This window comes from Paenibacillus sp. VTT E-133280 (assembly GCF_002264385.1).
GTDB classification, from domain to species: Bacteria; Bacillota; Bacilli; order Paenibacillales; family Paenibacillaceae; genus Paenibacillus_AQ; species Paenibacillus_AQ nitricinens.
In genome coordinates, this window is the sequence record NZ_NFUX01000022.1 from 1 (window position 1) to 20,117 (window position 20,117).

Below are 20,117 nucleotides of genomic sequence, written 5' to 3' on the forward strand. Positions count from 1 at the left end.
TACTTCCCTGACCAGCTTCGGCAAAACTACCTCGAAAGCATACGCTTAAGTTTTGTGAGCGATACTTTTCCGAACCATTGACCACAGCGCGTGGAGGTTAGAATGTCGCTATTGTTATTGGTTGCACAGTTTTTTATGCAACATGCGCAAATGATGAGGCAATCTTGCACAAAACAAAGAGGCACAACCGCCGCGAAGTAGCTTGTCCGAGGTTGTACCTTTCATAAGTAACATTGCCTTTTAGTTATATAAAACAGGAGGCAGACAATAGATGCGTTGATTCATGTTGGAGTGCCTCTTAACGATTTGGATTATAACATGGAATAAAAGGGCTTTCAATACTCTTGTTCAAACCATTGCACAAATTTTCACTTAAGTATATGCGCGTTTCTACGCTCAGATAATTGTAAATCTATAGGAAAAGTGAATTTGTGGGATATGAGGGGCAAATAAATTAACAATTCCATTTTTAAACACATGAATTATCGATTAATTAAAAGATATCATGTGAAAAATGGAGATAAATGCCTATAGTCTTTATCAATTAATGGAAAATGGTCAAATATGGTATGTGCAAACGTTTTTAAAAACAAACGATACTGTTGTATGATGTATTCATGAATGAAGCGCTTTCTTGCACTGCGAATTGCACCTCAAGAAGGAGCGAGCTAAAAGAATAACTTTTTTTTTAGCTTTTCTGAAATCGTTTGCGCAAGTTTCTGGTTCTACTATTTTACCATCTTATTCTTTTTTAAAATTGGGAGGGGTTAAAGTAATGAAGTTGAAAAAAGTGATGGTTATCACCGCTGCTGTCTCTATGGCACTGTCCGTTACAGCGTGTGGTTCGAACAACAATGGGAATGCCGGGGGAAACAATGCAGCAAAAGCTACTAATGCTGCTAACAACACTACAGAGACTGCAGCGCCAGAGAGCACAGATGCAGCTGCAACAGGAGAGATTGTCCCTGAAGATGGAGCGACTCTAGTCGTATGGGAAAGTAAGGAAGAAAGACCATTCGCAGATGAAATTGCTAAGCAGTTCACAGCGAAATATAACGTTCCAGTCAAGATCGAAGAGTTGGCACCACCAGATCAAGTAACTAAACTTACGCAAGATGGTCCTTCAGGATTAGCTGCAGACGTTATCCTTATTCCTCACGACAACTTAGGTAAAGCGGCAAGTGCGAGCTTGGTTCTTCCAAACGATGTCTTCGGTGAAGAAACAAAAGCTAGCAATACTGAAGCTTCGATTATCGGATCTTCGTACGAAGGCGAATTGTATGGTTACCCAAGAGCAGCAGAAACTTATGCATTGTTCTACAATAAATCACTCGTTAAAGAAGCACCTAAGTCTTTTGACGATGTTCTTGCTTTCAGCAAAACATTCACCGATAAATCCAAGAACAGATACGGCATTATGTGGGAAGTAGGAAACTTGTACTTCAACTACATGTTTATCGCTTCCGATGGCGGATATCTGTTCGGTAAGGACGGTACAGATAAAGAAGATATCGGACTTGCTAATGATGGAGCTGTTGCAGGACTTAAAGAATTTGTGAAAATGAAAGAAGCATTGCCAATTAAGAGTGGAGATATCAATAGTGATATCAAACGCAGCTTGTTCAACTCTGGTGATGTAGCGATGGATATCACTGGTCCTTGGGAGCTTGGAGGCTACAAAGCCGCTCTCGGAGATAACCTTGGTATCGCACCGATCCCTACAGTAAATGGCAAAACAGCCATCACATTCTCTGGTATCAAAATTTTCGCAGTTAACTCGTTTACTCAATATCCGAATGCTGCTAAATTGTACGCTCATTTTGCTTCAAGCAAAGACGCTCAATTGTTACTGAACAAAACGATCGGTTCTGTTCCTACTAACAACGAAGCGCTTCTTGATCCACAAATCGTTAATGATCCATTCGTATCCGCTTTTGCAGCACAAGCTAAGAGTTCCCAACCAATGCCTTCTATCCCTGAAATGGGTAACGTTTGGAGCCCTGTAAATGCAGCACTCCCAGAAATTTGGGATAAGGGTGTAGATCCAAAAGCAGCAATGGACAAAGCCGTTCAACAAATCAAAGATTTGAACAACAGTTCATCGCAATAAGGATCATAAATCACAGTCTTAACAGCATACAGTGAATCAAGCTGCCCGTCGCATGTTTAGCGGAGGGCAGCTTCTTATTTTCACTCGGAGAGGAGAACGGAAGCGAAATGCAGCGACATCGCACGAGGGCCGCAATACTGTCGACGATTTTCATGGGATTGGGACAAATATATAACCGCCAATTCATCAAAGGAATCATGTTTTTAGTTGTAGAAGCCGCCGCTGTTTATTATTTTATTCAGAATCTTGCTACTGCTTTATGGGGTTTTGTCACACTAGGAGAGAACCCTAGCCGTTTGGTAAAAGTAAAAGGCATTGCTAAGATGGTAGCTGGTGATCACTCGATTTATATTTTGATTCAAAGCTTGATCACCATTCTAATGCTTATCATCATAATCCTCGCTTGGTATTTGAACATTAAAGATGCTTATAAGACTGGAGAGAAACGCGATAACGGTCTTCAGGCAAACACCTTTAAACAAAGTGTTCGCTATATACTGGATTATAAGTTCGCTCAGACGTTCTTGGTCTTGCCGGGTATTGGTGTTCTATTCTTTACAATCATGCCAATCATCTTCATGATCCTGCTGGCGTTTACGAACTATTCCGCACCTGATCATCTTCCACCCGCTAAATTGGTGGACTGGGTTGGATTTCAGACCTTCCGAAATTTATTAGTTCTCAAAACATGGAGCCACACCTTTTATGGTGTATTAACATGGACGATTATCTGGGCAGTTCTTTCAACGATTACTACATATTTCGGAGGACTATTGGTAGCCTTATTGGTGAGCCAAAAAGGTATTCGTTTCAAAGGAATGTGGAGAGTTATTCTGATTGTGCCTTACGCAGTACCACAGCTAATCTCTTTGCTGCTGATGCGCAATTTATTTAACGGTCAATTCGGTCCGATCAACCAATACCTTGGGTATTTTGGAATGGGCGGATTACCATGGCTGACAGATCCATTCTGGGCTAAGGTTACCGTAATTATTGTTAACATGTGGGTTGGTATTCCAGTCTCAATGTTACTTATTATGGGCGTACTGACTACAATCCCTCGGGATATGTATGAAGCCGCTGAGGTGGATGGAGCATCAGGTTATCAGAAGTTCCGTATTGTTACGTTACCGATGGTATTGTTCTCCACAGCGCCTACTTTAATTACGCAATTCGCAGGTAACATTAACAACTTTAATGCGATCTTCCTATTAACAGGTGGTAGTCCTGTAAATGGTGATTATCAATATGCCGGTTCCACGGACTTGCTGGTAACCTGGCTATACAAATTAACACTTGATCAGAATAAAAACAACATGGCTTCGGCAATAGGGATTATTATCTTTATCATTGTTGCTTCATTCTCCCTGTACAATTACCGCCGGACGAAATCATTCAAAGAGGAGGATATGATCCAATGAGCAGAAAGATCGCGAACTTTATTCGCTTAAGTGGTAGTTACATCATCTTGATTGCTTTGTCGATAGCGGCACTCTATCCGGCCCTCTGGATTCTATTTGCTTCCTTCCGGCCTGGTAAATCATTGTACAGCAAAACGTTTATCCCTGAACAATTCACCTTCGATCACTACAGAGAATTGTTCACGTCACCAAGCTATATGTTTGGAACTTGGTATGCGAATACATTGAAAATAGCCATATTCTCCATGCTTATCGGTGTAGTACTTACCTTGTTAACCAGTTATGCTGTATCCAGATTCCGGTTTAAAGCGCGTAAAACAGCATTATCTACGGTTCTGATCCTTGGGATGTTCCCTGGTTTTATGAGTATGATTGCCATTTATATGCTCCTTAAGGAGTTTAATTTGCTGGATACGCATATTGCCTTGATTATCGTTTATGCAGCCGGGGCGCCGCTCGGGGGGACCTTTATCGCCAAAGGCTTCCTCGACACCATTCCTCGTTCTTTGGATGAGGCGGCTCGAATAGACGGGGCGAGCAATTTCGGTATCTTTATGCGAATTATTCTTCCCTTGTCACGCCCTATGATCACTTACATGGCACTGACTCAGTTTGTCGGTCCTTGGGTCGATTTCATTTTTGCCAGACTTATTTTACGGACGAAGGAAAACTGGACCGTCGCAGTTGGAATGTGGGATATGGTTAACACGAACCAAAACACTAACTTTACCTTGTTCTCTGCCGGTGCTGTTCTGATCTCTATTCCGATTATGATTTTGTTTGTATTCTTGCAGCGTCTGCTTGTAGATGGATTGACCGCAGGAGCCAGTAAAGGGTAAACGGAAATACTTCAAACTAAAGAATGAACAGGGTACAGCCTTTGTACAGAAATGGAGGGCTGTACCCTTATTCCATTATAGGGAGTGAACATAATGAAAAAGCTATGGACTCTACAAATTAGATCCGTTGGAATAAAGCTGTTCGTTATTCTATTCAGCTCCATAGTGCTCTTATCTTCTGTACTAGGATTGACTTCATATTTTGCTGCTAAAGATATCATTACAGATGAGGTTGCCGCAGCCTCTTCGCAGTCTGTAGTTCAAGCAGCGGACAAGCTGGATTTTGTCCTAACAGAATACGAAGCGCTCTCAAGGCAGTTTGCCCTCGACTCCGCATTAAAAGGTGATTTGGAAAACATAAAAAGTGGAGAACTTACAACGGTAGCCAAAGTTTCCGCGGAAGATCGGATTCGTAGAAAGCTAGACTTAGTTAAAGGATCAGATGAGCGGATGTATGGCGTCAGACTGGTATCTAAGAGCTTGGAAGAAACGGAATCGTATAAATCTACTGGCATTAGTGGCCTTCGTAGTGATGAAGGTATTGCTGAAAGACTGAAACAAATTGCAGATGCTAAAGGGGAGCCAGTGTGGTTTCCGGTTCGTGAGAAGGGCTTCTTTGATGCTTATACTGAACCTACTTTAACTATGGGGAGATTGCTTCGCAATCTTGTACATCCTGAAGCGGAGTATTATATGCTGATCGAAGTTAAAGGCAAGGCCATGACCGAAATGTTGTCTAATCTTCAGATTGGAATTACGGGTGAGATTCGAATTTTGAGCACAGAAGGTAACATAGTTTATGGTGCGGATCATGCTAAACTGGGTCAACCCTCTTACATAAAAGTAACAGATGAGCAAGATGTAGAGAAGAAACATTCTTTTACAGCAGCCGATGAGAACGGAAGTCCGCAGCTTGTCGTGTATCAGCCTTTAAAAACTGCGAAGTGGACACTCATGGGCTATGCACCGGTCAGTGATTTTACGAAGTCGGCGGACAAGCTTCTGTATATCACGTTCTCTGTGGTGCTGGCAGCTGCCGTGATAGCCCTGTTAATTGGTTATATTCTGGTTCGTTTGGTTGGACGTCCTCTGGGTAAGCTGGCGACTTTAATGGAAGATGGCGAACGAGGAAATCTTCGGGTACGAACGAATTTTAAAGGTAAGGATGAGATTGGCCGGCTTGGGCATAGCTTCAACAAAATGATGGAGCAAATTTCTCTTCTGGCAAGCCAGAGTGAGATGTCAGCGGATGAAGTGCTGGGTACCTCGGAACAATTAGTTAAAGCATCAGGTACAACCTCACTTCATGCCAGAGAGGTCGCGTCTGCTACGGGTGAGATTGCACTTGGAGCCGCCAGCCTTGCTGCTGAAGCAGAAAGAAGCCATCATAATGTCGAAATCATTGGCAGTAAAATGAGCCAAGTAACTGAATTGAATACAGTAATGGATGCTTCTGCGGAGCGGGTTATCGAGGTTAGTGATCAGGGGACAGAACTGATGAAGCTGCTAGTAGAGCAGAGTGAATCTACGGTGGAGATGTTCAATCGGATACAAGAAAACTCCAATAAGCTTAGAGAGAGTACACATTTAATTCGCAGTATTCTAAGTCCTATGATAGCCGTGAATAAGCAGACCAATATCTTGGCACTAAATGCCACTATAGAAGCGGTAAGAGCGGGTGCGGCAGGCAGAGGTTTTATAGTGATTGCGGATGAAATCAGACAGCTCGCTAACCAATCGAATGAGTCGATTCAATCGGTTTCCAAGATTACAGAAGAGATTGGTCTACACATTGAGAACACCGTTAAGGATATCAATGAGACCGCTCCAAAGTTTCGTGAACAGATTTCTTCCGTACGGGAGTCATCGACGATATTTGTCAGTGTGAAAGAGGAAATGGAACACTTCATGGGACATATTAATGAATCCTCATCTTCTATTCATGAACTGATAGCGTTTCAGCGTCAATTAGGCGAATCCATGGCGAGTGTCAGTGCCATAGTGCAGCAGACAACGGCTTCGACAGAGGAGGTAGCTTCGATGTCCTCACAGCAGTTTACTGTAAGTGAGGAGCTTGTTGCTTTATCTCAAAAGCTAGAGAGCTTAGCAGCAGATCTTAAGCAATCTATGGTTTCTTTTCAAGTATGAGAATTAAATCTTATTAGTAAAAACAATAAAACGAGCAACTCTCCTATGTATTGGAGTTTTGCTCGTTTTTTTAACTTAATGACTTTAAGGCGTTCTTCTTGTCTTAGAAGGAGTTTGGGAGATACACTTGGATTAACATTTTAATAGTAGAAAAGAGTGATCGATTGACAAATTTGCATCTAAGTCTTAGTGGGAGTCTTTTTCAGCAGGCATTAATTGAAGGGGATTATAGTCCTCATTTTTTTGCTTACTATTATAAACAATGGAACAATTACTATATGTCCTACCATCAGCATAATTCAACCGAAATTATGTATTTGATCTCAGGGAGCTGTGTCGTGGATGTTCACCCGAGAGCGGGGCAAGAAGAGAGATTTAGATTAAAACGGGGAGAATTGATCATCCTTGATGCGAATGTTCCGCACAGACTGATTGTCGAGGATGGGGCGCCCTGTAGAATGCTGAATGTGGAGTTTGGATTTACGGAATATACAGGGGTTGCTCCATCAATCGGCAAGCTCGCTCGGAAAGAAGCGGCACTTGCTGAATGGTTAAAGGTTCCCTTTTCCAGTCTAGTCATGCCTGATCCGGAGGAAATTTATCATGTTCTAAAAGGACTTGTACTGGAGCTTGATCAAAGTGGCGGGAAAGGTGGAAGTATGGTCGACTTATTGTTTTGTGAGCTTCTGCTTCGATTATCTAGCTTGCGACAGGATCAGCTTCATGCCAGTCAACAGCCGTCACAGCTCTATGTGCGGCGTAGTATCGAATTCCTGCATCAGAATTACGACCAGAGTATTCAGGTTAAGGATATCGCTGCCGCGGTCAATCTGCATCCCGGATATCTGCATCGTATTTTTAAGTCACATACAGGTAGGACACTCAGTGATTATTTGAATATGCTGCGAATGGAGAAAGCGAAGATGCTGCTGGGGCAAAGTGATATTCCGATTGCTGAAATTGCCGATTATGTAGGAATTAGTAGCAGACAATATTTTCATCTCCTCTTCAAGAAATATACTGACTGCACACCCGTAGAATATCGTAATTCCATTGAGCGTCATGCTTGGAGTTATGAAGAGATGGATGTTCAATAGACAAGTTAGGATTTTTGACACCTTCCTTCAAAAGAGGTCATGATATTGGTTACGCTTTCCCTAGCGCCCCTGCTACAATGGACAGGAACAACCAATTCATTACCGGAGGATGATAAGGATGTCATTTAAAGTGTCTTTTATTGGGGCAGGCAGCATTGGATTTACCCGTGGATTGTTGCGGGACTTACTAACCGTGCCGGAATTTAATCATATTGAAGTCTCGTTTATGGATATTAATAGCCACAACCTGGAGATGGTTACCGAACTGTGCCAACGTGATATTAGAGAGAATGGATTAAATATTCAAATCCAGGCAACGACGGATCGAAGAGAAGCCCTGAAGGATTCCAAGTACGTATTTTGTACTATTCGTATGGGTGGGCTGGAAGCATTTGCTACAGATGTGGATATTCCTTTGAAATACGGCGTCGATCAGTGCGTAGGGGATACCCTTTGTGCAGGAGGCATTATGTATGGTCAGCGCGGGATTGCGGAAATGCTGAATATTTGCCGTGATATTAGGGAGATGGCTGCGCCGGATGTACTCCTGCTTAACTATTCGAATCCTATGGCTATGCTGACTTGGGCTTGCAACAAATACGGCGGTGTACGGACGATTGGTCTGTGTCATGGAGTGCAGCATGGGCATGGGCAAATTGCAGATGTGTATGGGCTGAAGAAGTCAGAAGTCGATATTATCTGTGCGGGTATCAATCACCAGACTTGGTATATTTCAGCGAGTCATCAGGGAAAGGATTTGACCGAAGGTCTTTTAGAAGCTTTTGAGAATCATCCAGAATTCAGTCGCACAGAAAAAGTTCGGATCGACATGCTGCGCCGGTTTGGATATTACAGTACTGAATCCAATGGTCACCTAAGTGAATATGTGCCATGGTACCGTAAACGGAGCGATGAAATTATGGATTGGATCGACCTAGGAAGCTGGATTAACGGAGAGACTGGCGGATATCTACGTGTCTGCACTGAAGGGCGGAATTGGTTCGAAACGGATTTTCCGAATTGGATGAAGGACCCGGCACTGGAGTATACGGTGGAGAATCGTGGAGAAGAGCATGGCTCTTTTATTATTGAAGGATTGGAAACGGGCAGAGTGTACAGAGGTCACTTTAACACTGTGAACAATGGTGTGATCTCTAATTTGCCGGATGATGCGATCATCGAAGCACCGGGGTATGTGGACCGGAACGGGATATCGATGCCGCTTGTGGGAGAATTACCGCTTGGTCTCGCAGCGGTGTGCAACGTTAGTATCTCAGTGCAACGTCTAGCCGTCGAAGCCGCGGTGCATGGCGATGACAAGCTGCTGCGTCAAGCCTTTATGATGGATCCGCTCGTAGGTGCCGTATGTAACCCGAAAGAAATCTGGCAGATGGTCGATGAGATGCTCGTAGCTGGGGAGCAGTGGCTGCCACAATACAGCGAGGCCATTGCAAAAGCGAAGGAGCGCTTAGCTACAGGAAATCTGATTCCAACGAAGACTAATAACGAAGGCGCTGCTCGCCTGAAGGTGAAAACGGTGGAAGAGATGATGCAGGACCGGGATACAGCGAATAGAAATGCCGGTGAGTCTGACAAAGGCAAGGATAGGGAAAAGGCTCATTAGATTGTAGTGGGTGCAGCACACTTGGAAGAAGCGATAACAAAGGTACTGTGAGACGGCTTCAGACAGTTGATTAGAGCTCCTTTATATAAACAACCTCCCCTCCCAAGTACTGGGATGTGGAGGCTGTTTATATGGGTTTCTATCCGATAGCTCCGAACCTTGGAGCCCCCAAGCTGGGTAGAGGAATCCCCAAAATATGAGTATCCCAAAAGTCATGAAATGACTGATGGGATACTCATGTATAGGTGATTATGAAGTTACAGTACCCTTTTGACTGAAGAAGGTCTTTAGCGCCTGGTACACTTCTTTTTTGTCTTTAATGACATAATGCATGAATTGCTCGTGCTTCAGATGACGATAAGCGGACATTAGTGTGCTGCTGCGGTTGTACTGATTCACTTCCCCGTAACCAAACATATTGCTTCGTTTTAGCAATTCTCCAATTAGCTTCACACAACGTTCGTTGTCGGAGGTGAGGTTATCGCCATCAGAGAAGTGAAACGGATAAATGTTGTACTGCGCTGGCGGGTATCGGCTATCGATAATCTCAATCGCTTTTTGATAGGCTGAGGAACAGATGGTTCCCCCACTCTCGCCACGTGTGAAGAAATCATGCTCGCTGACCTCTTTGGCCTCCGTATGGTGGGCGAGAAAGACAATCTCTACCTTCTCATACTGGCGGCGCAGAAAACGGGTCATCCAGAAGAAGAAGCTGCGGGCGCAGTATTTTTCAAAAGATCCCATCGAACCTGACGTATCCATCATCGCAATAATGACCGCATTGGAGTGAGGCGTTCGAATGTCATCCCATGTTTTGTAGCGCAGATCATCAGGACTTATGCTGTGAATGCCGGGATTTCCTCTGCTTGCATTACGCCGAAGATTCTCCAGCAGGGTACGTTTCTTATCGATGTTGGACATCATGCCTTTTTTACGGATATCGTTGAAGATGATGGATTTAACCTCAATCTCTTCCTTATTCTTGGGCTTCAGATGTGGCAACTCCATATCCTGAAACAAGATGTCCTCTAGATCCTCCAGATTGACCTCTGCTTCCACGGTGTCTTGACCAGGTTGATCGCCTGCTTTTTCCCCCTTGCCGGGCTGTGCTGACTGTGAATCCCGCCCAAGTACATCGCCGACCTGACTTTCCCCGTCGCCCTGTCCTACATGCTTTTGCTTACGAAAGTTATAAATAATTCGGTACTCATCCAGACTGCGAATCGGAACCTTAACAATCTGCTTACCGCCTGACAAAATAATATTTTCTTCGGTCACGAGATCCGGCAAATTATCCTTAATAGCTTCTCTAACCTTTTGTTGATGACGCTCCTGATCCTGATGGCCTTTGCGATGAAGGGACCAGTCTTCTTTTGAGACTACAAAGGAAAAGGGACCAGATGAATGCGACAGGATGACCACCTCCCATGGAATATGAATGTTAATCGAGGGAACCTTTTGCAAAGCCTCACTTTGTGAGGATGTTTTGAAAATATAAGAAAGTATAGGTTTTACCCTATACATTATCCTTATATTTCTACGAGAAACGGTTATCGTCTTTAGAGGACGACAACGTCGTTTCTTCTTGGGTTGTAACTAAAGTATATTCATGGGGATGGGGGATATGTGATTTCTTATTCGCTGATCTCATCCACGGTCAATGTATAACTGTTCGACTGGCTCTCGCCAGCATATTCACGTCCATCCAAATTGAAAGAATATTGAGCGGTTACTAAGCCTTTAAGGAAACGCATCATTACATGTTCACTTACCCTGACAAAATAATGGATGTTTACAGTAACAGCACCTTTGACTGTCCCTAGCGACAAGATACCGTTAAATGAAGATTGTGGATTTGGAATTCCGTCAATCACAATACTGCTAGGATCAATAAGACATTCCTCCGGTGATAGCCGATCAAGGGATATTTTTGCTGGCCAATTCCCACTATTCGTTAGGGAGACCCAGCACTGGACATGTTCTCCTTCTTCCACAAGGGTAGGCTTTGCATGAGTTTCGAGAGAAATCACAGGTGTGACGATTAAGGTAGTAACGGTATTGGAACGAGAGGTTTGTCTTACTGTTCGTCCGTCCGGGAGTACAAAAGTATACTGAACACTTCCATGGTTTTGTACAGCTCCGATGGCCTGAATGTTTATAGCTGCGGGGACGCTCACTTGAAAGACTACGACTGCTGAAGTTCCGCCTCTTAAAGTACCAAGCTGAATGCCGTCTGCGGGACGGGCTCCTTTTTGCATGACTCCATTTAACAGAACACTATCCCATACGAAAAGAGTGCCGGGAGGAATAGCATCCGTCAGGATTGCATTTACGGCCAAGTTCCCGCTGTTGCTTACAGTTAGTTCATATCTTAGGTTGTCACCTGGAGCTGCTGTAACATGATCTACTCTCTTGCTGATGGTGACACCTGCCAGAACAAGTGAGACAACGACGGTGTTACTCTCGGTTATATTGGGATCGTCATCGACGGTATAAGTGACAGTTGCCCGATTAGTCAGGTCCAAGGATGGAGGGATCTCAGTCACTCGAACACGAAAAGAAATATCAATACTTAGGTCTTTATCAAGCTGACCGATTCCTATTCCTTGCATAGGATCTGATTCTGGATAATAGACTCCACCTGCAATGACGCTCCCTGGAATGAACACAGCTCCGTTCGGAATAGATATCGTTGCGCTGATTTGATTTAATAGGCTGTTACCTTCGTTCGTGAGCCGTAATGTATAGGTAACTACATCGCCTATAAAAGAGGTCGGAGTGCTTGCGGTCAACGAGGTAGAGAGCTGATACGAAAGCAAAGAAACGAATACGGAATTAGAATATAAATCCCCGTTAATGATCCTTCCCTCCGGTGTAGCAAAAGAAAAACGGCCTAGTGCTTTATTTTGTAGCACAAGCGTAGAAGGCAGTGAGATGATAACGACTTGAAAGGCGATGTTCACCTGACTCTGTGGAGCGATGGAACCTAGCGTTATGCCTGAAGACGGTGTAGCCCCTGGGAGAGGCACACCGTCTCTAAGCACGCTGTTAGAAATAAAGGATACGCCCTCTGGAAGAGTGTCGTACACAGTTACCACAGCTTCTGTGTTCCCATTGTTGGAAGCTGTAATGGTATACACTAGAGTGTCACCTAATGAGGCATGGGATTTGTCTGTACTCTTCAGCAATGAAAGCACGGGGCCCACGACCGGGGTGTTAACGGTATTGGAATAGACAATGCCGTCAACACCCGCTGCCGAGTTGAAGAGTACCATAGATTGATTGGTTACGACAGGCTGGGTACGTGAGCCGGGAATCATAACGCTACTACCTGAACCTGGAAGGTGATGGTTGAGGAAGCACCAGCAGCAATCGTTCCGATGGCAATACCGGAAGCCGGGCTGCCATTAGGTCGTGGGGTTCCGTCTACAGTGATGCTGCCTGTTACAAACTGGCTGCCTGCTGGGATAGGGTCAACTATGATGACGTTATTGACAGGTGAAATTCCCAAATTGGTAACAACAATTGTATAAGTGATGATGTCGCCGACCACAGCATCTACAGAGGCAGTGCTCTTAATGACACTTACATCCGGAGAAGAAACAGGGATAATTAAGACGTTCGAAACTGAAGTTCCGGTGAGTAGACGACCATCTGGTGGTGTGAACGAGAACGTTGATGAAGCTTGATTGACTAACTGCTGCGGTGACGGAAGAGAAGCTACTGTAACCTGAAGGGTTATGGTCACTGTTATTGTGCTTCCCGGAGCAACTGCTCCAATATTTAATCCAGTAGACGGGTCGGATCCTGGTTGCGGCACTCCGTTAACAAGTACGCTATTTGGAACAAAGATAGCTCCGCTAGGAATCGTATCAGTTATGACTACATTTGCTGTGAGATTACCGGTATTCGTTACCTTCAGGGAGTACGTAATCGTATCTCCGACAGTTGCAGCAGTTCTATCCGCACCTTTGATAACAACGATGATAGGCTGATAAACCGGAATAACAAGCGTATTAGAGAATGAAGATCCTGAGAATGCCCCAGATGTGAAGCTTACGGAAGCTTGGTCGGTTAACGTAGCAGGATTAGGCAGCACATTGACGATAGTGTTGAACGAGATATTGACTGAAACGCCCGGTGCAATGGTGCCGAGTGAGATGCCATTCGCAGGATTGGCATTAAGATGTGGAATACCATCAACGAGCACACTCCCAGTGACAAATGTAGATCCAGCCGGTATTGGATCACTAATATTTACGTTGTTGATGTTGGCTATTCCACTATTGGTAACCGTCATGTTGTAGGTAATAGTATCGCCAACAACGGCATCTGTAGCTGGTGAAGACTTAGTTACGATGACATTTGGTGAAGATACGGAAATCGATGTCGAATTGGAATTGATCGAACTGTTAAATGTCCGACCATCAGGCAAGGTGTAAGCAAAGGCTACGGAAGCTTGGTTTATCAGCTGCTGGCTTGCTGGCAGTGTTGTAATGAGTACTGAGAACATGACAGACAGTGTTGCACCTGCGGATATTACACCAAGTGGAATGCCAGCTGCAGGATCTGCTCCTGGAGCCGGAGCGCCTTGAATAAGTACGCTATTAGGCACAAAAGTCGTTCCGGAAGGGATGGTATCACTTAGAGTAGCTAAAGCCCCGTAATTCCCTGTATTGGTTACGTTAATTGTATAGGTTATGGTATCACCGACGGTCGCTTGAACTGTATTGGAGCTTTTTGCTGCGGCTAGAATCGGTAAATAAATAGGCGTTGATACAATGTTAGAAAAGGCTACATTAGAGAGTACTCCTGAGGTGAAGCTAACGGTTGACTGGTTATTTAGTAGACCTGAAGGCGGCAATGAGACTGTGTTCACCGTGAAGGCTACAGTTACGGTTACACCTGGTGCGATACTGCCTAAGGTTACCCCCGTGGCAGGGCTGCCCCCCGCACGAGGCACACCATTAACAAGAACACTGCCGGATACAAATGTAGTACCCGCAGGAAGGGCATCCGTGAAGACGGCGTTATTCACCGTTTCAATTCCGTTATTGGTAATCGTAACCGTATAGGTAATCGTATCACCCACCGTTGTTGATGTGGTAGGTGTAGATTTTACTACAGCCAGATTTGGTGAAGAGATAGGGATAGTGATTGTATTGGATAGGACGGAACTACCAAGTGTGCGGCCGTCAGGCAAAGTGAAGCTATAGGCTACGGTACCCTGATTGACCAACTGCTGAGGATTGGGCAGTGAGGTGATATCAACAGTGAATATTACTGCAGTAGTGGCACCGGGTGCAATAACTCCAGCTGGAATCCCCGTAGATGGATCCGCTTGCGCTAAGGGGAGTCCATTAATGAGTACACTATTCGGAACGAAGGTAGTACCCGCAGGAATATTGTCCGTAATGATTAAGCTTGCCGGATAGTTCCCTGTGTTGCTCACGGTCAGGGTGTAGCTAACAGCGTCACCTGTTGTAGCGTTATTCGTACTTGCTGTTTTGACGACCGAGATGTTCGGCTGGTACACAGGAATGGTAACTGTATTGGAGAAAGTCGAACCGGAAAAAACACCTGATGTAAAGGTTACAGATGCCTTATTGATAAGTGAAGCAGTAGGAGGAACAGAGGTCACGATAACACTGTATGCAACTAGAGTCGAAGCTCCAGGCGCTAGGGTACCAATTGATATCCCCGAAGAAGGGTTCAGGTTTGGAAAAGGCACTCCATTCACGGATACGCTCCCTGTTACAAAAGCAGCACCGGTTGGTGTTGGATCATTAAGTATTACGCTATTGACAGCTTCTATACCGCTATTTGTAATATTTACGTTGTAAGTGACCGTATCTCCGATCGCTACGGAAGTTGAGGTGGAGCTTTTGACAACGACGATATTAGGAGCTGAGACTTGTAGTGTGACTGTATTAGATACAGCAGTTCCGCTTAAAGGTCTACCGTCAGGAGGGGTAAAGGTAAAGCTTGCAGAAGCTTGATTGCTGATTTGTTGTGGTGATGGCAGCGTCACGATATTAACTGAGAAGCTAACAGGGATACTGGTCCCCGGTGCCACACTGCCTACAGCTATACCGGTATCGGGCGCTGCACCTGGCTGCGGCATGCCTCCTACAATAACACTGTTAGGATTAAAGACAGTTCCAACAGGAATGTTATCGGTTAAAGTTACATTTGCAGCAAGATTACCTGTATTACTTACAACCACCGTGTAGATGACTGTATCACCTACAACCAGTGCATCCCCATCTCCATCGACTGCACTTTTTAATAAGGAAATCTGTGGTTGAGTGACTGGTGTGCTAGTAATGTTAGATGAAGAAGAACCGGAGAATACACCGGATGTAAAACTGACGGATGACTGATTATTAATCTGTGATGGTATCGGCATCGTTATCCTCACCTCGAATGTTACGGTAGCTGTGGCGCCTGGACCCAGACTACCGATTGGAATGCCGGCGGACGGAACTGCTAGCGGCTGGGTAATGCCGCCTACAATTACGGTTCCGGGAATAAAAGCTGCATTCTCAGGCAGTGGATCGCTGAGAATGATGTTGCTAACTGTAGCAATACTGTTGTTCGTCAATACAGAGGTGAATGTAAGGATGTCACCTGTAACGGCGTCAGTAGCATTCACGCTTTTATTGACACTGACGTTAGGGGCAGAAACAGGGACAGAGAGCGTATTCGACACTACAGTTCCTCCAAGTTGACGCCCATCTGGGAGGGTGTAGCTAAATGTTGCTGAAGCGGAGTTTAGCAACACCTGTGTAGGTGGTAATGCAGTTATCGTGACCAGAAAGCTTACGGACACACTGTCACCTGGTGCCAACGGGCCTACAGGAATGCCGGTTACAGGATTGTAGCCGGGTAAAGGTGTTCCACCTATGATTACACTATTAACGTTAAATACAGCTTGGGGTGGAAGCGTATCAGTCAATAGTAGTGTGGTTGCAATATTTCCTGTATTGCTAATGAGGATCGAGTAAGACAAAGATCCCCCAACGGATGCCTGAGCTGTATTCGCGCTTTTGACCATACTAATGATCGGTTGATAAACAGGAGTTACTACTGTATTCGAGAGTGAGGAACCGGTAAAGGCACCGGAGGTGAAAGAAGCGCTGGCTCTGTTTGCAAACTGTGCTGGATTTGGTAAAGAAGACACGTTCACTTTAAAAGAAAGTGTTGTAGAGTTGCCTGCAGCGATACTACTAATAGATATTCCTGTATTTGGATTTGCGGCTGGCACCGATGAGCCGCCAACAATAACGCTACCTGCTACAAAGGTGCCTCCAGTAGGAATGGGGTCAGAGACGACGATGTTACTCACAGCTACGCTACTTGTGTTGGACACTGTGATTGTGTAAGTCAGATTCTCTCCGACTGCGACATCTGCAACGCTTGCGGTTTTGCTTAGCGTAACATTAGGGGCAGAGACAGGGATGCTGACGGTGTTTGATTGGCTAGTTCCGGATAAGGATCTGCCGCTTGGTAATTGGTAGGTGTAACTGCTACTGGCTAGATTGTTCAGAACAGGTGGTGAAGGAAGAGATTGGACAGTGACTAGAAATGTTACGGGCACAACAGTTCCTAAGGCCACTGTACCTAGATTAATGCCTGTAAGTGGAGAATCTGTTGGTCGTGCGACTCCGTTTACAGTTACACTACCCGATACAAAGGTAGCCCCTGAGGGAATATTGTCGGTTAAGGTTACAGCAGCTCCAATATTTCCAGAATTCTGAACATTTAACGTATAAAGAACATTGCCACCTACGGTTGCACTAGCGGTGTTCGAGCTTTTAACAATTTGAATGCTGGGTTGATATACTGGAGTCGTAGTTGTGTTGGAAAGTGAAATACCAGTAAAGGCTCCTGAACTGTAGGATGCTGTAGACTTGTTTAATAGCTGTGCTGGACTAGGCAATGAGATAACATTGACCTGAAAGGTGACGGTAACCGAACTCCCTGCAGCGATTGAACCAACAGTAATGCCTGTTCCTGGATTTGCAGAGGGTTGTGACGTCCCTGCAACTGTAACACTTCCCGAAACCAGTGAAGTCCCAGTGGGTATGGTGTCTGTAAGGATGACATTAGTAACTGCTTCGATCCCGTTGTTAGTGATAACGGAGGTATAAAGGAGTGTATCGCCAACAGCGACATCAGCAAATCCTGCGCTTTTGACCACGGCAACATTAGGGAGTCTCACTGGAATAGACAAAGTATTGGATGAGGCTGATCCAGCAATAATTCGCCCATCTGGAACCTGAAAGGTATAAGCAGCGCTTGCTTGGTCGACCAGTTGCGGTGGAGATGGAAGGCTGTTGACTAAGACACGAAATTGAACAGTAGAGCTGCCTCCAGCAGCGATCGTCCCAATAGCAATTCCTGTAGCTGGATTTCCAGCGACAGGAGATCCATTGACGGTAAAGCTACCTGCAACATAAGAGCTCCCCGTAGGAATATTATCCGTAACTGTTGTTAGCGCACCGATATTACCAGTGTTGGTGATTTGAAGTGTATAGGTAATTTGATCTCCGACGGTCGCATTTGCAGTATTTGCTGATTTTACAATGTTAAGGATGGGCGAATATACGGGTAAAGTTACCGTATTGGATGGAATGACCCCCGTCATGATAGAACCGCCAGCTACACTTTGAAATGTAAAAGCAGCATTTGCGGTGTTAGCGATATTCTGCGGACTTGGTGGTAATGAAGTGACTTTAGCTTGATATGTAACCGTTATTGAAGTGCTCAGAGCCAATGACCCCAAAGAGATTCCTGCTGTAATGTCAAAGGTGGGCCTTGCGACGCCGGCCACTACAACGCTTCCGGTGACAAAGGTCGATCCTGCTGGCAGCGCATCTGATAAAACGACGCTAGCCGCACTTGCTGTTCCAGTATTACTGACGATTACAGTGTAAGTTACCGTATCTCCGACAATCGGAACGGACACATTGGCACTTTTAGTAACGTTTATTTTAGGTGCATTAATATCTACTTGTATGGCATTTCCATTAAGTACATAAGCATCACCGGAGGTAGTTAATTGTAAAATCGCTGAAGACTGATTATTTGCAAGTCTGGCTGATACGTCGACATTAGTAATGTCCCAGCCTTGTCGGCCACCGATGATGTTGGTGCCGGGATTTCCGTTTGTTTGATTGCGATTTCCGAATGTTCCAGTGGTATCCAGTACACCTAGATCGTTGTTAATCTGTGAAGCGAAGAAGTTGTTGGCAAAGTTATTGGGTCCTGATAAAGCTACGAGCGTTGTTGATGTAGGCCCGAATAATGCCTGGTCTCCCGAACGGTTCGCATCACCCTCCTGTGCGCTAAATAGTGCCCTACCTCCAAGTGCACCTGTAATTGGAGTTGCAAAGCCTGTTATTGTAGTAGAGACTGGTGCTGAAGTTGCCTGTACAAGTATTGCACCTGCCCGTAAGGACATATTACGGAAGGGCAAGGATGTATTTTGATAGATTACACCAAGTGTCCAGCCCGCATGGTTAGCTGTGGAATCACTAGGAATAACGATCGTGCCAACTACACCACCAGTGGTGTAGGTTCCGGCACCGCCTTGTGAAATAATACTGGTGACATTAGCAGAACGAACATATGCAGATGCGCCATTTCCTAAATCAACAGTATTACTAGTTGCTGCATCGGGAGTTATGCTGAACGTACTCCCGGCAGGATTTATCAAAGAGACAGGGTTGTTTATTGCTGCACTGAGGTTTACGGTTCCATTGATATAGGTTCCGCCCCATATCAGCTCTGCATATAGCACAGTGCTGCCTGATGGCAGGACCAGTATAGCGGATGAACTGTTGCTCGTATAAAGACTTGTAGTTCCATTGGGATAGGTGCCAAAAATAGATGTAGTGTTAACAGTGGTGAAACCGCCGATGCTGTCTAGTGTCCCTGGCACTCCGACCGTATCGGAGCGACTAAGTCCAAGTGTGTTGCCCGTAAATGTGATAGCACCGGTCGCATTGATCGTTGCCCGTACGACTAGTGGAATGATTCTCACCTCCTTCGAGGTTAATTTGCTTTTAAAAAAGTGAACCGTCCCATAATCAGGACGGCAAAGTTAATACCTGTATGTTAGCCTATGATGTAATTCGGGTATAATTGTATGTCCCATCAATAAATTATAGGAAATTTTGTCTATCGTGTGATTTTAGCCTGCGTTTCATAAGAACACGGGGTTCAGCGTAATGCCCTCTACTCATCATTTCCAGCTCATGAATAGAAATTTCTGCCTTGATTACGGTGAAATGGTACATGATCTCATGCACAACATTGGCTTGAAGCGTCTTTAGTATTTCTAGTTCTTCTGTTTCATAAAGTGGATCTTCATAAGGGTATTGATAGAAAAGCTCCATCCGCATTAACCGAAAATCGAACGGCGGCACAGGGATTGGATAGTCAGGAATCGATGGGCATACTGGACCGGACGGGGGCTGAAAAAAGGATCCTGTGAAATACCTCGGAGTATATTCATCAAACTTCTGCTTAAAGGAAGGATTGGACATATGAACAAAACTGTGGGCATACGGGGCCAGAATACAAACAATGGCTTTGTGGATGCAAATTCTGTGAATTTCCGACATAGCCGCGGATAAATCGTCGATATAGGGTAGTACACGACTAGCCATTACAAACTCAGCGGTATTGTCCGGTAAAGGGATGCCTTGGCTAATGTCACAGACAATATCCACCTCGGGATACGCGATACGATCGATCCCGAGATAACCTGCTTCTTTACTGGATCCGCAGCCGATATCGATTCTCAAGGGGACCACTCCTTAGGGATAAATCAGGCTCAACACTATTGTATTAATCTCGCTTCAGCCTGCA

The 20,117-nt window shown here is 44.9% G+C and carries 10 protein-coding genes; 6 read left to right on the forward strand and 4 right to left on the reverse strand.

All coding sequences use genetic code 11. The features are described 5' to 3' along the window. Positions 1-775 precede the first annotated feature (775 nt). The 6 genes from CA600_RS11840 (at position 776) to CA600_RS11865 (ending at position 9,239) form a co-directional block, all read left to right on the forward strand. Positions 776-2,110, forward strand: coding sequence for a sugar ABC transporter substrate-binding protein (locus CA600_RS11840; protein WP_094870355.1), 1,335 nt, complete (start codon positions 776-778; stop codon positions 2,108-2,110). A gap of 107 nt (positions 2,111-2,217) precedes the next feature. Further along, a complete protein-coding gene (locus CA600_RS11845; RefSeq protein WP_094870356.1) occupies positions 2,218-3,531 on the forward strand; it encodes a sugar ABC transporter permease in 1,314 nt (437 codons plus the stop codon). Beyond that, the gene (locus CA600_RS11850) at positions 3,528-4,370 is read left to right on the forward strand and encodes a sugar ABC transporter permease (RefSeq protein WP_094870357.1); all 843 of its coding nucleotides are present in this window, start codon (positions 3,528-3,530) and stop codon (positions 4,368-4,370) included. The genes CA600_RS11845 and CA600_RS11850 overlap by 4 nt, the downstream gene beginning before the upstream one ends. A 93-nt stretch (positions 4,371-4,463) precedes the next feature. Further along, positions 4,464-6,518: a methyl-accepting chemotaxis protein gene (locus CA600_RS11855; protein ID WP_094870358.1), complete on the forward strand. Its 2,055-nt coding sequence runs from the start codon at positions 4,464-4,466 to the stop codon at positions 6,516-6,518. Between the two features lie 164 nt (positions 6,519-6,682). Next, entirely contained in the window at positions 6,683-7,615 is a 933-nt protein-coding gene (locus CA600_RS11860; RefSeq protein WP_373455813.1) for an AraC family transcriptional regulator, read from the forward strand. A gap of 118 nt (positions 7,616-7,733) precedes the next feature. Beyond that, complete coding sequence (locus CA600_RS11865; protein WP_094870359.1) at positions 7,734-9,239, forward strand: alpha-glucosidase/alpha-galactosidase; 1,506 nt, start codon at positions 7,734-7,736, stop codon at positions 9,237-9,239. A 249-nt stretch (positions 9,240-9,488) separates the two neighbouring features. Here the strand turns inward: CA600_RS11865 and yhbH are convergent, their stop codons facing one another. The 4 genes from yhbH to CA600_RS11885 all read right to left on the reverse strand — a co-directional run bounded on the left by yhbH (position 9,489) and on the right by CA600_RS11885 (position 20,053). Continuing rightward, a complete protein-coding gene (gene yhbH, locus CA600_RS11870; RefSeq protein WP_094870413.1) occupies positions 9,489-10,652 on the reverse strand; it encodes a sporulation protein YhbH in 1,164 nt (387 codons plus the stop codon). A 221-nt stretch (positions 10,653-10,873) separates the two neighbouring features. After that, on the reverse strand, positions 10,874-12,559 hold the full coding sequence (locus CA600_RS11875) for a DUF11 domain-containing protein (RefSeq protein WP_094870360.1): 1,686 nt from the start codon (positions 12,557-12,559) through the stop codon (positions 10,874-10,876). Continuing rightward, positions 12,556-19,287, reverse strand: coding sequence for a beta strand repeat-containing protein (locus CA600_RS11880; RefSeq protein WP_094870361.1), 6,732 nt, complete (start codon positions 19,285-19,287; stop codon positions 12,556-12,558). The genes CA600_RS11875 and CA600_RS11880 overlap by 4 nt, the downstream gene beginning before the upstream one ends. Positions 19,288-19,408: 121 nt before the next feature. Continuing rightward, positions 19,409-20,053, reverse strand: a complete 645-nt coding sequence (locus tag CA600_RS11885; RefSeq protein ID WP_094870362.1) for a methyltransferase domain-containing protein — start codon at positions 20,051-20,053, stop codon at positions 19,409-19,411. Positions 20,054-20,117: the final 64 nt, after the last annotated feature.